Genomic DNA, 14,704 nt, shown 5'->3' with positions numbered 1-14,704 from the left:
CCGCCTGTCGAGGCGTTGAGTTGATCCTAGCGACAATTAACCGAACGTTCAATTAATATCGCGGTGTTTCTTGCGGTCGTTCCGGCCCGGTCGTTCTGACCGGCGAATGACGGGTCGGTGAAGTAACGGTCTATCTATCCAATTGATAATAAATGGGGAATATCGATTTCCTGACGGGCATGGCCCGAGCCGGGCGCTTCAGGATGCGTGTCGCCGGGAAGACGGGTCCGTTGCGCATTTCAGAGAATTTTCGAAAGGAAGGCGCGGGTACGCGGGTGGCGCGGCGCGCTGAAGAACTCCTCCGGCGGATGCGATTCGACGATGGCGCCCTGATCCATGAAGGCGACCGTGTGCGCCACCTCGCGCGCGAAGCTCATCTCATGCGTGACGATGATCATCGTCATGCCGTCGGCGGCGAGGTCGCGCATCACGTCGAGCACTTCGCCGACCAGTTCCGGGTCGAGCGCGCTGGTCGGCTCGTCGAACAGCATCAGCTTCGGCCGCATGGCGAGCGCGCGGGCGATGGCGACGCGCTGCTGCTGTCCGCCGGAGAGCTGGTTCGGATAGGCGTTGATGCGGTGGCTGAGCCCGACGCGGTCGAGCAGTTCGCGGGCATGCTCGCTCGCCTCGCGCGGGCTCTCGCCCTTTACATGGATCGGCGCCTCGATGACGTTTTCCAGCGCCGTCATATGGGCGAACAGGTTGAACCGCTGGAAGACCATGCCGATTTCGGCGCGCCGCGCGGCGACTTCATGGTCGCGCAGCTCATAGAGCCGGTTGCCGTGCTGGCGATAGCCAACCAGCATGCCGTCGACATAGAGGCCGCCGCCGTCGATCTTCTCAAGATGATTGATGCAGCGCAGGAAGGTCGATTTGCCGGAGCCGGACGGGCCGATCAGGCACATCACCTCGCCATGGCGCACCACCAGGTCGACGCCACCGAGCACCATGGCGCCGTCATAGCTCTTCTTCACCTGCTGGGCGAGGACCATCGGTGTGTCGGCTGCGCGCGGGGTGGGGGCCTGTGGGCGGGCTCGTGTGGTCCAAAGCAATTGTCGGTCTCCTCGGCAAGATGGACGGTCACGGCCGTCGCTGCCCTTTGCACCGGTTGGAAGCGAAACTCGTGCCAGTCGCCGAAGCGCTCGAAACGCGCGGCCTCCGCGCCATCCCATGCGCTGTTCGGAGCGAATTCAATAATTGAATGATTAATTAATTTGCATTGATGTCTGTTATTTCGGCGACATCCGGCAAAGTAAAGCCGGGCTGCCGTTTCAAAGGGGCAGACTCCCTCACTAATTAATCGTTCGATTAATTGGCACGGCGCTTGCTACCCTGTTTTCGGAAGTCCGGGGCGGTCTCCGCTGCGGGTCTCGAACAAACAATAGCAGGGTTCTCTCAAGCACTCCGATCCATCCAGAGGCGCCTCGTGGCGCACCCATGAAAGGCAAGGAAGTCAATGCTCTTCAAGGATTTGTCTCGTCTGCTGCCGGCTCTCGGCCTCGCCGTCTCGTTCCTCGTGCCCCTGGCCGCCCAGGCCGAGGACGCCTACGCTCCGCTCCAGAAGGATCCTGCCGCCGCGGCGCTGCTGCCTGAATCCATCAAGGCATCCGGCATTCTGAAGCTCGGCACCGACGCGCACTATCCGCCCTGCGAATATTTCGCCGACGACAACAAGACGATCCTCGGTTTCGGCGGCGAATTGTGGCGCGCCATGGGCCAGAAGCTCGGCGTCGAGGTGAAGCCGGAATCGATTGATTTCTCCGGCCTGATCCCCGGCATCAAGAGCGGCCGCTTCGATCTCGCGATCGAATGCATCACCGATACGGCCGAGCGCCAGAAGGAAGTGACCTTCGTCGACTATTCCTATGATTACGGCAACTCCGTCTACTACATGGCGTCGAACACCGCGATCAAGGAGAAGGATTTCGAGTCCCTCTGCGGCCTGAAGACGGCCGGCCAGTCGGGCACGAACTTCATCGACGGCCTCAAGGTCTTCTCCGATTACTGCATCGCCAAGGGCAAGCCGCCGATCCAGATCAGCGAAGTGCCGCAGGCTTCCGCCGTCATGATCGGCGTCTATGCCGGCCGGTTCGATTTCGCGCTCGGCGCGCTCGTCGCCTTCGACGAATTGCAGAAGGCGGCTCCGGCTCCGATCGCGAGCTTCCCGAACACGCTCGGCATCAACAGCTACATGGGCGCGATCGTGAACAAGGACAACAAGGCGCTCGCCGACGCGCTGCTCGCCGCGCTCAAGGGCGTCATCGCCGACGGCGCCTACGACAAGATCTGGGACAAGTACAAGGTCGCGCACGCCAAGCTGCTCGATCCTGGCATCAATCTCGCAACGGAGCGTCCGATCAAGGCCGCCGCCAACTGAGACGTCACTCGGGAGGGCGCCGGCTCAAAGCGGGGCCGGCTCCCTCCACCCCGTGAATACCACCACCTCACGAGGAGAAGGGGACCATGTTGCAGGATACAGCCAGACGGGCGCGCGAGCCGATCGCGGACGCAGCCGTGAACGATGGCCGCGCGGGCGACGATCTCATCGTCGTGCCGGGTCGCCATATCGGGCGCTGGGTCGCCGCCGGATTTCTGCTTGCCATTGTCGGACTGGTCGCCTGGTCGGTTTCCACCAATCCGAACTTCAACTGGCCGATCGTCGCGCATTATCTGTTCGATCCGCTGGTGTTGCAGGGCGCCTGGATGACGCTCTGGCTTACCATCGTCGTCATGATCGTCGGCATCCTGCTCGGCATCGTGCTGGCGGTGATGCACATCTCCGACAATGTCGTGCTGTCGAGCGTCAGCGGCGCCTATATCTGGTTCTTCCGCGGCACGCCGGTCATGGTCCAGCTGATCTTCTGGTACAATCTGGCCGCGCTCTATCCACGCTATTTCCTCGGCATTCCCTTCCTCGGCATCACGCTGGCGGATGGCTCGGTCAACGACCTGATCACGCCCTATACGGCGGCCGTGCTCTGCCTCGGCCTGAACGAGGCGGCCTATATGGCCGAGATCATCCGCGCCGGCATTCTCTCGATCGAATCCGGCCAGGATGATGCGGCGCGCGCGCTCGGCATGCGCCGGGGGCTGATCATGCGCCGCATCATCATCCCGCAGGCGATGCGCACGATCATCCCGCCCACCGGCAACCAGGTGATCGGCATGCTGAAGGGCACGTCGATCGTCTCGATCATCGCGCTCGGCGACCTGCTCTATTCGGTGCAGATGGTCTATTCGCGCACCTACCAGACCATCCCGCTGCTGCTCGTCGCCTGCTTCTGGTACCTCGTCATCACCACGGTGCTGACGGCGATCCAGAGCCGGATCGAGCGCCGCATGGGCCGCAGCCAGCATCGCAGCTCGGCGAAGCGCAACCCGCTCCTGTCCCTGATCCCCTTCATGTCGGCCCGGACCAAGGGCGCCAGCGCCGTGCCCGGCCTGCCGACCCCCTGATCCAGCATTTCCGAGAGGCTTTCCCATGCAATTCGGCCTGTTCAACCTCATGACCTACCGCCACAATCCCGGCGGGCTGCAGGGCGTCGTCTCCGACACCCGCTCCATGGTCAAGCTCGCCGAGGATATCGGCTTCGGGACGGCCTGGTTCGCCGAGCACCATTTCACCAATTATTCGATCAGCGTGTCGCCGCTGATGATGGCCGCCCACATGGCGGGCGAAACCAGCCGCATCAAGGTCGGCGCGGCGGTGGTCGTGCTGCCGCTCTATCATCCGATGCGGGTGGCGCAGGAGATCGCGCTGCTCGACCAGCTCAGCAATGGCCGCGCCATGCTCGGCGTCGGCACGGGCTACCAGCCCTATGAGTTCGAGCGCTACAATGTGACGGTCAAGAACAAGACCGACATCTTTCTCGAATATTGGGACATCGTCGAGCAGGTCCTGACCGAAGGCCGCGCCCATTATCAGGGCCAGCACATTTCGGTGCCGGATTCGGTGTTCCTGCTGAAGCCGCAGCACAACATCCTGTCGGAAATCTTCCTGACGACGAGCGAGGCGCGCGTGCTCGGCCGGCTCGCCCATCTCGATCCGATCCCCTTCATCACCACGGGATGGCGCGGCACGCCGGCGCTGATGGTCGAGGCACCGGCCATGCTCAAGCGCTGGGAGGAAGTGCTCGGCCGCCCGTCATCGCCGATCTCGGTCCAGCAATATATCCATGTTACCGACAATGCCGCCGACGGGATCGTCGCGGCGGAGCATGCGCTGTCGGTCGGCCGCATCGCCGGGCATCTCAAGGTTACCGAACCGCAATTGAACGGCTCCATGCTCGATGCGCCGCCCCTGCCGGGCGAGCCGCCGCTGGAAACGGTGCGCGACAACATCATCGTCGGCGACCCGCATTATGTCGCCGAGCGCATCGTGCGCGAGATCAGGGCCTTCAACCCCTATCACTACAGCACGTTCTTCCAGTTCGGCGATTTGCCGATCGCGCTGGCGCGGCGCTCGTTGGAGCGCTTCGGCGCCGAGGTGATGCCGCTGATCGAGCGCGAAGTCGGCCCGCTCGACCGCATCGGCCTGCGCCAGCCCTTCAGTGCTCCGCTTCGCCAGGCCACCATGGCCTGACGTTCTCCCATCGCCCTTGTCCCCGTTCCGAACCCATCCCGTGCGCCAGCCCACGCTATGGCGCAGAAGCCCAAGGAGGTCCCACCCATGAATCCGCGCGTCAATCCCGTGCTCGGCGAGAGCGAAGCCGTCGAGGTCGAAGGCATCACCCAGGCGGTTCTCGCCGGCTCCAACCAGGACCTCGCCCATTCCGAGACCCTCCCGCCGAGCTCCTATACGTCGGAAGCCTTTTTCGACGCCGAGGTCGAGAAGATCTTCCGCACCGACTGGATCGCCGTCGGCCATGTCGCCCAGATCCCCAATGTCGGCGACTATGTCACGATCGACATTCTGGACGAACTGCTCGTCATCGTGCGTGGCGCCGATCGCATCCGCGTCATGTCGCGCGTCTGCCTGCATCGCTGGGCGCCGGTCGCCTCGGGCGAGGGCAATACCAAGCTCTTCTCCTGCCCGTTCCATCGCTGGGCCTATGGGCTGGACGGCCAACTGAAGGCCGCGCCGCATATGGAGCAGGCCGATGGCTTCGAGCCGAAGGATTGCAAGCTGCCGGAGGTCCGCAGCGAGATCTGGCACGGCACGATCTACATCAACCTCTCGGGCGATGCCGACCCGCTGAAGGAGCGCCTGGCCGATCTCGACGCGACCTTCGCGCGCTACGACATGGACAAGCTCGTCCTTGCCTTCAGCTACAAATATGAGTGCAATTTCAACTGGAAGATCGCGGTTGAGACCTTCATGGAATGCTACCACCACATCGGTGCGCATTCAAAGACGGCGGAGCCCCATGCGCCGGGTCGCTTCTCCTTTGGCGGCGATGGCGGCAAGGGCTGGACGGTCTGCTACGCGCCCTGGCGCCCGGACCTGCCGATCGAGGAGCGCCACAAGACCGGCCTGCCGGAATTCGAGGGGCTAAGCGAGGAAGTTCTGCGCAATGGCGGCCTCTACGTCATCTATCCGCTGACGCTCTTCAACACCAATTCCGACCGCATCCACTGGACGACGATCATCCCGGTCTCGGTCAACAAGTGCATCTGGTTCCGCCAGGTCCTGGTGAAGCCAGAGGCGCTCGAGCTGCCGAACTACCCGGAGATCATCGAGAATATCCGCGAGACCGGCATGGCGATCTTCATGGAGGATATCGAGGTCAACGACATGCAGCAGATCGGCGCCAAGTCGTCGCTCGCGACCGTCGGCCGGCTCAGCCATCTCGAAAAGACGGTCTGGCAGTTCGCCAATTACGTCCGCGGCCGCATGCGCGACTGATCGCCCGCCCGACTGCGCGACGCCGGCCGTCAAGGCCGGTGTCGCCGCTCGCATCATTCCAAGGAAATCGCCTGATGGACTACGTCAATCTCGGCAGGAGCGGCCTCAAGGTGTCGCGCCTCTGCCTCGGCTGCATGACCTATACGATCCCCGGCAATAGCGGCCATTCCTGGCTGCTCAACGAGGAACAGAGCCGCCCCTTCTACAAGCGCGCGCTGGAACTCGGCATCAACTTCTTCGATACGGCCAATGTCTATTCGGCCGGCGCGAGCGAGGAAGTGCTCGGCCGCGCGATCCGCGATCTCGCCAATCGCGACGAGGTCGTGATCGCGACCAAGCTCTATAATCCGATCCGTCCGGGCGCCAACGCCAAGGGCCTGTCGCGCAAGGCGATCATGACGGAAATCGACGCCAGCCTGAAGCGGCTCGGCACCGACTATGTCGATCTCTATGTGATCCATCGCTGGGACCCGACAACGCCGATCGAGGAGACGCTGGAAGCCCTTTCCGATGTCGTGAAGGCCGGCAAGGCGCGCTATATCGGCGCCTCCTCCATGTTCGCCTGGCAGTTTTCCAAGGCGCTGCAGATGTCCGAGCGCTACGGCTGGGCGCGCTTCATCTCGATGCAGAACCACATGAACCTGCTCTACCGCGAGGAAGAGCGCGAGATGATCGGCCTCTGCGCCTCGGAAGGCGTCGGCGTCACGCCCTGGAGCCCGCTCGCCCGTGGCCGGCTCGCCCGCACGACGCCGGAGACGTCGCGCGCATCGAGCGACCAGTACGCCAACACGCTCTATGCGGCGACCGAAGCGGCCGACAGCGCCGTGGTCGAGAAGCTGCGCGAGGTCTCCGGCAAGAAGGATCTACCACCCGCCCAGGTCGCACTCGCCTGGCTGCTGCAGAAGCCTGCCATCGCCTCGCCGGTGATTGGCGCCACCAAGCTGCAGCATCTCGACGATGCCGTTGCGGCGCTTTCGGTGAAGCTCTCGGCTGACGAGATCGCGGCGCTGGAAGAGCCCTACATCCCGCACGCGATCGCCGGCTTCTAGACAACAAACGAAACGCCAACGAAACGGCGCGGCAACGCGCCGTTGCCCCCCAATTTGCGGCACGTCATGCATCGAGATCTCGTCCAGTCCTGTGACGTCGCCATCATCGGCTCCGGCTCGGCGGCGCTCGCCGCCGCGCTGGTGACGTCGGCCGCCGGCCTGTCCACGGTCATACTGGAGAAGACGGCGAAGCTCGGTGGCACGACGGCGATGTCCGGCGCCGGCACCTGGGTTCCCGCCAATCATCACGCGGTCGCCGCCGGAATCGATGATACGCCGGCCAAGGCGCTTGCCTATATTCGCGCCGCTTCGCCGCCGGGATGGCAGGAGACCGAGGATGCGCTCTGGCAGGCCTTCACGGATTTCGCGCCGGAAATGCTCGCTTTCGTCGAGGCCAGGACGCCGCTCCGCTTCGCTCTGACGCCCGAGCCTGACCCTATGCCGGACCTGCCGGGCGCCCAGCTCCATGGTCGCATGTTGTCGCCGGAACCGCTCAGCCGGCGGCTGATCGGCCGCCTGCGCCATGATCTGCGCCCCCCGATGCTGCCGCATATCTTCACCTATCAGGAGGCGCAGCGGCTCGATGTCTTCCATCGTCCGATCGCGAGCGCGCTCAGCATCTGGCCGCGCCTGCTCTGGCGCTGGCTCACCAGCCAGCGCGCCAACGGCACGGCCCTGGTCACCGGGCTGCTGAAAGGCTGCATCGACCAGGGCTGTCGGATCGAAACCGGCGCGGCCGTCACGGAACTGGTCATGGACGAGGCCGGAGAGGCGGTTCGCGGCTGCATCGTCGAGCAGAATGGCCGGCGGATCGCGCTCGAGGCCCGACACGGCGTCGTCATCGCCACCGGCGGCTTCGAATGGGACGCCGAGCGGCGCGCCCGACATTTTTCCGGCCCGGTCGATTTCGTCACCAGTCCGCCCGGCAATACGGGTGACGGCCATCGCATGGCGGAGGCCGTCGGCGCAGCGCTGGCGCATATGGACCAGGCCAATCTCAGCGCCGCCGCGCCGCACCGCTATGAAGGCGGGCTGCAGGGTCTCAGCCTCTATTTCTTTCGCGAGCCCAACGCCATCGTCGTCGACCGGATGGGCGATCGCTTTGCAAATGAACAGGATTTCAATTTCGGCGAACGGCTCGACGCGCGTTCCGCCGAGACGGGCGAGGCGCTTCATCTGCCGGCCTGGGTGATCAGCGATGCGCGGTTGATGGCGCGCTCGCCGCTGCTGCGTCGGGCCGCACGCCTCCAGCCCGGCTGGCTGCGGCAGGCCGAAACGATCGAGGAACTGGCTGTTCAGATCGGTCTCCCCTCCGACCGGCTCGCCGAGACCGTGGCTCGCTTCAATCGTTTTTGCGCCGAAGGCCGCGATGCCGATTTCGGTCGCGAGGCGAGCGGGCGCGCGATCGGCCTGAAGCCCGCCAAGACCGTAATGCTGCCGATCGATCGGCCACGCTTCGTCGCCATTCCCTGCAATCGATCCTTCGTCTCGACCAAGGGCGGTCCGCGCACCGATGCCTCGGGCGCGGTCCTGCGGCGCGATGGCCGGCGCATAGGCGGGCTCTATTGCGCCGGCGTCGCCATGGCGAACCCGATCGGCACCCGCGCCGTTGGCGCCGGCACGACGATCGGACCCAACCTGACCTGGGGCTATATCAGCGGCCGCGCCATCGTCGCGGAAAGCCGCGTCGCCCATCACGCCTCGAACGATCCGGGAGAAACGACATGATGGAAACGCTTGCACCGCCGCCCGCAAGGCGGCGCCTGGAAGGCCGAGTGGCAATCGTCACCGGCGGTCGGCGCGGCATGGGCCATACCATCGCGGCCGAACTCGCGGCGGAGGGTGCCATCATCGCGATCGTCACCCATGGCGATCTCGCCGCCGCCGAGGCGATTGCTGGTACGTTCGGTCCGGATGCGATCGCGATCGAGGCGGATATCACCAACCAGGCATCGGTGAACCGGATGGTGGACGAGGTGGTGGCGCGCCTCGGCCGCGTCGATATCCTCGTCAACAATGCCGGCTATGGCAAAGCGGCGCCGCTGACTGAGCTTTCCGAGGATGATTGGGACGCGGTCTATGCGGTCAACGTCAAGGGCACGTTCCTCTGCAGCGCCGCGGTGGCGCGTGTGATGATGAAGCAGCAGTCCGGCTCGATCGTGAACATCATCGCGGCTTCAGCGCATCGCTCCTTTCCACGATCGGGCGCCTATGGCTCTAGCAAGGCGGCCGTGGTCAGCCTGACCCAGCAGATGGCGCTCGAATGGTCGCCCTTCGGCATCCGCGTCAACGGCGTCAGCCCCGGCGCGATCCGCGATCCCGAGACGAACTGGCAGGAGGCCGAGCCCTGGCTGATCAAGGAGGTGTCGCGCCTTCCCCTGAAGCGGGCAGGGCTGACGATCGACATCGCCAAGGCGGTCGCCTTTCTCGCCTCGGACGATGCGGCCTACATCACGGCGCAGACGCTGCCCGTCGATGGCGGCGGCGTCGCGACATGGCATCTCTCGGCCTATCTTTACGACGGCGACAAATGAAGCATTTCGAGATCGGCCGATGCGGCGTCCATTCAGGATGTCTCTGCCGCTACAATCCACAGTCGCGTTGCCCTAGCGGCAAACTTCCCTTGACAGGATCGCCGAGAGCATGACGGTCAAGGAAAGCAAGGAGGCGCCGAGTCTGCGCGGCGCCTCCGTGAACGCGCTCCGACAGGGCCACATCAAAGGCCGTCCGTCGAAGGCCAGGAATGACGGGATCCAGATGGTTACACGAGCAGCCTCCGCGCCGAGAGCCCGCAAGTCCGCAGTTGCTGCGGATGGTTCCGGCGAGGAGGTCCCTGCCGCGAAGGCGCCGCGCGGGCGGCTGAAGGCCGTGGCCAAGGGAGACGCGACCCTTTCCGCGTCCGATACGCTGCTCAATGCCGCGCTCGATCTCTTTGCCGAACAGAACTATTCGACCGTCACGATCAAGGATATCGCGCGCGCGACAGGCTTCAATCCGTCGCTGATCTATTATTATTTCGGCTCCAAGGAAGAGCTCTTCCTGCAGGCCGTCGAGATGACCGTCGCGACGGCCTTCGAAAAATTCGACCGCATCCGCGATCACGCCAATACGCCCGATGCCGTCATCTCGTCCTGGATCGAGATCCATGTCACCGAGTTCGCGTTGTTGCAGAAACTGGCCAAGGTCAGCCTTGACTATGCCAGCACCCGCAGCCGCAATGAGCGCATCGACAAGGCGATCCGCCAGTTCTACGACAAGGAATCGGTGGTGCTCGGCCAGGCGATCCGAGAGGGCGTCGAAAGCGGGATGTTCCGCCCGACCAAGCCGAAGCAGATGGCGGTGTTCATCTCGACATTCCTGGACGGCGCGCTGTTTCGCAACATGATGTTCCCGGAATTCAACTACCGGACCGCCATCCGCAACATGCGCACCATCATCCTGGATCGGCTCAGGACGGGGACGGAAATCTGAGCCGGAGCCTTCGAGCGAAGCGGTTAGCGCCGAGAAAAATGCCCTAGCTGGACGGGTCTCCGAGTGGGCCAAGCAGGACCTTGCCATAGAGGGGCTGGTAGCGCTTGCGGTCGGCCGCCGCTTCCTTGAACGACAGCGTGTAATAGCCGATCTGGTGGAAATAGGTGATGCGGGCGCGCACGAGGCTCTCGTCGTCGGGATAGTTCATGGCCCGAAACGCCCGTGTCAGCAGCGAGATGCGCAGATTGTCGATCGCGGCCATTTCGTCGGCGAGTTTGCGCGCTGTGCGCGACCAATCCCTGACGGCGAGATCGAGCAGCGGCCTGTAGGGGGCTTCGTCGACCCAGATCTTCACGATCCGGGTGAAGAAGGCGAGACCGTCCTGCTCCTCGATCCGGTCGAGCGCCTCGAAGGGGCGGCAGTTCCGCGCGCGCCATTCTTCCAGCAGCGCCTCGTGCAGATCCTTGATGCCGGTGAAATGGAAGTAGAAGCTGCCGCGCGTCACTTTGAACTGCTTGGCGAGCAGGTCGATCTTCACGTCTGCGATGCCACGCTTTTCCAGGGCCTTGAGGGCGGCAGCAATCCAGCTTTCCCGGCTCAGCGTCTTGCGCTTCGGCTCGGGTGTCGCCTCCGTTTCACTGGCCGATGAGATCCTCTTGGGCAAATCGGGTTCCTGCCGCCAGCGGGTTCGGTTGTACAACCATCGCAGGGTGTATCTTACGCAGCGTCGGCCTCGTCCGGCCAGTGGCAGGACGAGCCGCGCGCCACCATGCCGCTATGCGAGCGGCCGAGGTCCCGCTCTCACGCGAGCGCGCCGATCCGCTCCAGCATGAGCGCGAAGAACGGGTCGGGATCGATCCGACGCAACACCGTGCAGTTCTTGCGCTTGCCGGTAACGTGCCACCAGTCGACGAGCGTCATGCCGATCGTCTCGGGCGAGACGATGTCGATCGTGACGTTGCAGAGCCGCTGCTCGTAAAGCTCGGGCGCCAGCAGATAGCCGGTAACGCAGGCATCGTGAATCGGCCGCGCGCTGGTCGCGAATTTGTGGCTGCCATACTGGCGATAGAAATCGGCCATGTTGGCAGCCTCGATCGCGGCGCGCTTGCCGGTCGCGCGCAAGCGGTCGAGCCATTCCACCGTCATTTCGGCCGTATAGGTGCAGTCGATGGGGCACATCGTGACCGGCACACCGGATTCGAAGACGACATGGGCGGCGTGAGGGTCGACGAAGATGTTGAATTCGGCGGCCGGCGTCGCATTGCCGCCTTGGAAGAAGCCGCCGCCCATGAGCACGACTTCGCGCAGGCGCGGGATGATCCGCGGCTCCATGACCATGGCCATGGCGAGGTTCGTCATCGGTCCGAGCGTGCAGACCGTGAGCTCGCCTTCCGGCGCGTCCATGATCGCGCGGACGAGGTAGTTGACCGCATGTTCGTCCTGCAGCGGCGTGGTGGGGCGGGGCAGGTCGGCGCCGTCCATCCCGGTGGGCCCGTGCACATATTCGGCTGTCTTGAGCTTCTTGACCATCGGGCCGGGGCAGCCGGCATAGACCGGGATGTCGGCGCGGCCGGCCAGTTCGATGACCTTGAGCGCATTTTCCGCCGTCAGCGCCAGCGGAACATTGCCGCCGACCGTGGTGATACCGACGACCTCCAGCTCAGCTGGAGAGCCGAGCGCGAACAGGATCGCGAAGGCGTCGTCCTGGCCGGGATCCGTATCGATGATGATCTTGCGCGGTGCCACGGACTCTCCTCGTCATGTCGGATGGGAACGGCGCCCGGCGCTTGCCAAGCGGAAAGCGCCAGAATACAGTACTGTATCTTATGTTCAAGGTCGGGTGGAAGCCATGAATAGCGAGACGCGCGGGGACTTTTCAGAGATTCCGATCCTCGATGTCTCGGGGCTCTACACGGGCGATCCGGACGCCGTGGCGGCCGTTGCGGAGACGCTCCGCGGCTATCTGGAAAATGTCGGCTTCCTCTATGTCGCGGGGCATCAGGTATCCCGCGCCGATGTCGAGGCGGTCCGCGAAATGAGCAAGGCGTTCTTCGCGCTGCCCGACGAGGAGAAGCTCAAGCTCAAGATCGACAAGAACTTCCGCGGCTTCCTGCCCTTTGCCGGGTCGACGATCGTCACCTCGTCGGTTGCGAAAGTGAGCAAGCCGAACCAGAGTGAATCGATCTTCTTCATGCACGAGGTGGCGGCGGATGATCCCGGTGCGCTCGCCGGCAAGCCGCTCCAGGGGCCGAACCAATGGCCCGATGAAGCCGTGCTGCCTGGCTTCCGCGCGACCATCGATCGCTATGTCGCCGAGATGAGCGAACTGGCGCGCAAGCTGGTCCGCGCTATTTCGATTTCGATCGGCATGCCGCCCGACAGCATGGATCGCTATTTCGAGCACCCGACCACGTTCCTGCGCCTGCTGCATTATCCGACGCAGCCGGCGGAGGAGGGGCTGTTCGGCTCCGCGCCACATACGGATTACGGCTACATCACGCTGCTCGCGCAGGACAATGTCGGCGGGCTCGAGGTCAAGAACAAGGCCGGCGACTGGATCGCCGCGCCGCCGATCCCCGACACCTTCGTGATGAATGTCGGCGACATCCTCGCCCGCTGGTCGAACGACCAGTTCGTCTCGACGCCGCATCGCGTCATCAACCGGTCGGGGCGCGAGCGCTATTCGCAGCCCTTCTTCTTCGATCCGTCGATGGACGAGATGATCGAAGTGCTGCCGCCCTGTTTGCCCGCCGGCACCGAGCCGAAATACGCGCCCGTGCTCTATGGCGACTATCTGATGGAGCGCATCGACAAGAATTACCACTACCGCAAGGGTACGGCGGCTGCGCCCGTGGCGCCGTAGCGTTCGACTCGATCGTCTGGGCCGGCCCAATGCCGGAGACCGACCGCGAAAGGGCCGAGCTTGGGGCCGCCAATCGATCCCGTCCGATCCTCCGAGACGCTGCCGACATCCGCTGACGTCGTCATCGTCGGTGGCGGCATCATCGGCCTGAGCACGGCGCTGTTTCTGGCGCGTGCTGGCCTGTCGGTGGTCGTCTGCGAGAAGGGGACGTTTGCCGGCGAGCAATCCAGCCGCAATTGGGGCTGGGTGCGGCGCATGGGGCGCGATCCCAGGGAGTTGCCGCTGGTCATCGAGGCCATGCGGCTCTGGGACGAGATGGGCAGCCTTGTCGGCCGCGATGTCGGCTTCCGCCGCACGGGCATATTGTATCTCTGCGAGAGCGAGGCCGACGTGGCGCGGCACGAGGATTGGCTGCACCGCGCCGGACCCTATGCTCTCGATTCCAGGATCATCTCCGGTCCCGCGCTGGCGAGCCTGCTGCCCGGCGCGACGACGACCTTTCACGCTGCGCTCTATACGGCCAGCGACGGCCGCGCCGAGCCGCAGAAGGCGGCGCCGGCGATCGCCGCGGCAGCCGCGAAAGCCGGAGCGATCCTGCTCGGCGATTGTGCCGTCCGCTCGATCGAGACCGGTGCCGGTGCGATTTCGGCGGTCGAAACCGAGCGCGGACGGATCGTCACGCGGAACGTCGTCGTTGCCGGCGGCATATGGTCGAGCCAGTTGCTGCGCTCGCTGGGGTTGCGCCTGCCGCAACTCGGCATACGCTCCTCGGTGCTGCGAACGGGCCCGGTGCCGCGCGGGCCCGATGGTGCCGCGTGGGGGCCGCGCTTCGCCTATCGCAAGCGGCTCGATGGCGGCTACACGATCGCCGACGGCACGCGAAGCCTGCACGATGTCGTGCCGGACAGCTTCCGCTATTTCACCGATTTCCTGCCCATCCTGAAACGCGAATGGCGGCATATGCGCCTCGATTTCGGCGCGCCGCTCCTTGCGGGGCTGGGCCATGGCATGAAGGGGAAGGCTGCGGCCGCCCTCGCGTTCGAGAAGACGCGCGTTCTCGATCCGGCGCCGCGCACCGATACGCTCGATGCTGCCTATGCGGCGCTGAAGGTGACGTTTCCGGTGTTCGAGAACGTTCCGGTTGTCCAGCATTGGGCGGGCATGATCGATGCGACGCCCGACGCGGTTCCTGTCATATCGACCGTCGAGGCGCTGTCGGGTCTCGTGGTGGCGACCGGCTTTTCCGGGCACGGCTTCGGCATTGGCCCGGGGGCAGGGCGCCTCGCCGCCGATCTCGTGCGCGGCGCAACGCCGATCGTCGATCCCGCACCCTTCCGCTACGAGCGCCTGATCGACGGAACCAAGATGCAGCCGACCACGGGGGTCTAGGCGGATGATGATCCCCCTCCGTACCCGGCTCGCCAAGGCGACCATCCCTTTCGAAGTTCAGATCCGGACCCGGCCGACAGAGCGCGG

At 64.6% G+C, this 14,704-nt stretch carries 13 protein-coding genes; 10 read left to right on the top strand and 3 right to left on the bottom strand.

Annotated features, from left to right (window positions below; genetic code table 11):
* Positions 1-239 precede the first annotated feature (239 nt).
* On the bottom strand, positions 240-992 hold the full coding sequence (locus QO014_RS12625; protein WP_266349058.1) for an amino acid ABC transporter ATP-binding protein: 753 nt from the start codon (positions 990-992) through the stop codon (positions 240-242).
* Between the two features lie 464 nt (positions 993-1,456).
* Between QO014_RS12625 and QO014_RS12620 the strand changes: the two genes are divergently transcribed.
* From QO014_RS12620 to QO014_RS12585, 8 genes are all read left to right on the top strand, one after another.
* A complete protein-coding gene (locus QO014_RS12620) occupies positions 1,457-2,377 on the top strand; it encodes a transporter substrate-binding domain-containing protein (RefSeq protein ID WP_266349057.1) in 921 nt (306 codons plus the stop codon).
* Between the two features lie 86 nt (positions 2,378-2,463).
* Positions 2,464-3,456 carry an amino acid ABC transporter permease gene (locus QO014_RS12615; protein ID WP_266349056.1) on the top strand — a complete coding sequence of 331 codons (993 nt, stop codon included), beginning with the start codon at positions 2,464-2,466 and terminating at the stop codon, positions 3,454-3,456.
* Positions 3,457-3,481: 25 nt separating this feature from the next.
* Positions 3,482-4,582, top strand: a complete 1,101-nt coding sequence (locus tag QO014_RS12610; protein WP_266349055.1) for an LLM class flavin-dependent oxidoreductase — start codon at positions 3,482-3,484, stop codon at positions 4,580-4,582.
* Positions 4,583-4,669: 87 nt separating this feature from the next.
* Entirely contained in the window at positions 4,670-5,845 is a 1,176-nt protein-coding gene (locus QO014_RS12605) for an aromatic ring-hydroxylating oxygenase subunit alpha (RefSeq protein ID WP_266349054.1), read from the top strand.
* 74 nt (positions 5,846-5,919) lie between these two features.
* A complete protein-coding gene (locus QO014_RS12600; RefSeq protein ID WP_266349053.1) occupies positions 5,920-6,894 on the top strand; it encodes an aldo/keto reductase in 975 nt (324 codons plus the stop codon).
* A 66-nt stretch (positions 6,895-6,960) separates the two neighbouring features.
* On the top strand, positions 6,961-8,622 hold the full coding sequence (locus QO014_RS12595; RefSeq protein ID WP_266349052.1) for an FAD-dependent oxidoreductase: 1,662 nt from the start codon (positions 6,961-6,963) through the stop codon (positions 8,620-8,622).
* Positions 8,619-9,428: an SDR family NAD(P)-dependent oxidoreductase gene (locus QO014_RS12590; RefSeq protein ID WP_307258134.1), complete on the top strand. Its 810-nt coding sequence runs from the start codon at positions 8,619-8,621 to the stop codon at positions 9,426-9,428. Before QO014_RS12595 ends, QO014_RS12590 begins: the two co-directional genes overlap by 4 nt.
* Before the next feature lie 109 nt (positions 9,429-9,537).
* Positions 9,538-10,365 carry a TetR/AcrR family transcriptional regulator gene (locus tag QO014_RS12585; RefSeq protein WP_266349051.1) on the top strand — a complete coding sequence of 276 codons (828 nt, stop codon included), beginning with the start codon at positions 9,538-9,540 and terminating at the stop codon, positions 10,363-10,365.
* A 43-nt stretch (positions 10,366-10,408) separates the two neighbouring features.
* On the opposite strand, the gene QO014_RS12580 is transcribed toward QO014_RS12585, so the two are convergent.
* Together QO014_RS12580 and QO014_RS12575 are read right to left on the bottom strand one after the other, a co-directional pair.
* The gene (locus QO014_RS12580; protein WP_266349050.1) at positions 10,409-11,029 is read right to left on the bottom strand and encodes a TetR/AcrR family transcriptional regulator; all 621 of its coding nucleotides are present in this window, start codon (positions 11,027-11,029) and stop codon (positions 10,409-10,411) included.
* Between the two features lie 137 nt (positions 11,030-11,166).
* Complete coding sequence (locus QO014_RS12575; protein ID WP_266349049.1) at positions 11,167-12,111, bottom strand: nucleoside hydrolase; 945 nt, start codon at positions 12,109-12,111, stop codon at positions 11,167-11,169.
* A gap of 103 nt (positions 12,112-12,214) precedes the next feature.
* Here QO014_RS12575 and QO014_RS12570 point away from each other — a divergent pair, with 103 nt between their 5' ends.
* Together QO014_RS12570 and QO014_RS12565 are read left to right on the top strand one after the other, a co-directional pair.
* On the top strand, positions 12,215-13,228 hold the full coding sequence (locus QO014_RS12570; protein ID WP_266349048.1) for an isopenicillin N synthase family dioxygenase: 1,014 nt from the start codon (positions 12,215-12,217) through the stop codon (positions 13,226-13,228).
* Positions 13,229-13,288: 60 nt separating this feature from the next.
* Positions 13,289-14,617 (top strand): NAD(P)/FAD-dependent oxidoreductase, encoded by a 1,329-nt coding sequence (locus QO014_RS12565; RefSeq protein WP_266349047.1) that lies wholly within the window; start codon positions 13,289-13,291, stop codon positions 14,615-14,617.
* Positions 14,618-14,704: the final 87 nt, after the last annotated feature.

The sequence above is a fragment of the Kaistia dalseonensis genome (assembly GCF_030814715.1).
In the GTDB taxonomy this organism is placed as follows: domain Bacteria; phylum Pseudomonadota; class Alphaproteobacteria; order Rhizobiales; family Kaistiaceae; genus Kaistia; species Kaistia dalseonensis.
This window is presented reverse-complemented; position numbering and strand designations above follow the sequence as displayed.

Bases quoted from the DNA above. Each gene is read 5' to 3' on its own strand.
- QO014_RS12585 (WP_266349051.1), top strand. From the start codon at position 9,538: ATGACGGTCAAGGAAAGCAAGGAGGCGCCGAGTCTGCGCGGCGCCTCC.
- QO014_RS12610 (WP_266349055.1), top strand. From the start codon at position 3,482: ATGCAATTCGGCCTGTTCAACCTCATGACCTACCGCCACAATCCCGGC.
- QO014_RS12625 (WP_266349058.1), bottom strand. From the start codon at position 992: ATGGTCCTCGCCCAGCAGGTGAAGAAGAGCTATGACGGCGCCATGGTG.
- QO014_RS12605 (WP_266349054.1), top strand. From the start codon at position 4,670: ATGAATCCGCGCGTCAATCCCGTGCTCGGCGAGAGCGAAGCCGTCGAG.
- QO014_RS12595 (WP_266349052.1), top strand. From the start codon at position 6,961: ATGCATCGAGATCTCGTCCAGTCCTGTGACGTCGCCATCATCGGCTCC.
- QO014_RS12615 (WP_266349056.1), top strand. From the start codon at position 2,464: ATGTTGCAGGATACAGCCAGACGGGCGCGCGAGCCGATCGCGGACGCA.
- QO014_RS12570 (WP_266349048.1), top strand. From the start codon at position 12,215: ATGAATAGCGAGACGCGCGGGGACTTTTCAGAGATTCCGATCCTCGAT.
- QO014_RS12590 (WP_307258134.1), top strand. From the start codon at position 8,619: ATGATGGAAACGCTTGCACCGCCGCCCGCAAGGCGGCGCCTGGAAGGC.
- QO014_RS12600 (WP_266349053.1), top strand. From the start codon at position 5,920: ATGGACTACGTCAATCTCGGCAGGAGCGGCCTCAAGGTGTCGCGCCTC.
- QO014_RS12620 (WP_266349057.1), top strand. From the start codon at position 1,457: ATGCTCTTCAAGGATTTGTCTCGTCTGCTGCCGGCTCTCGGCCTCGCC.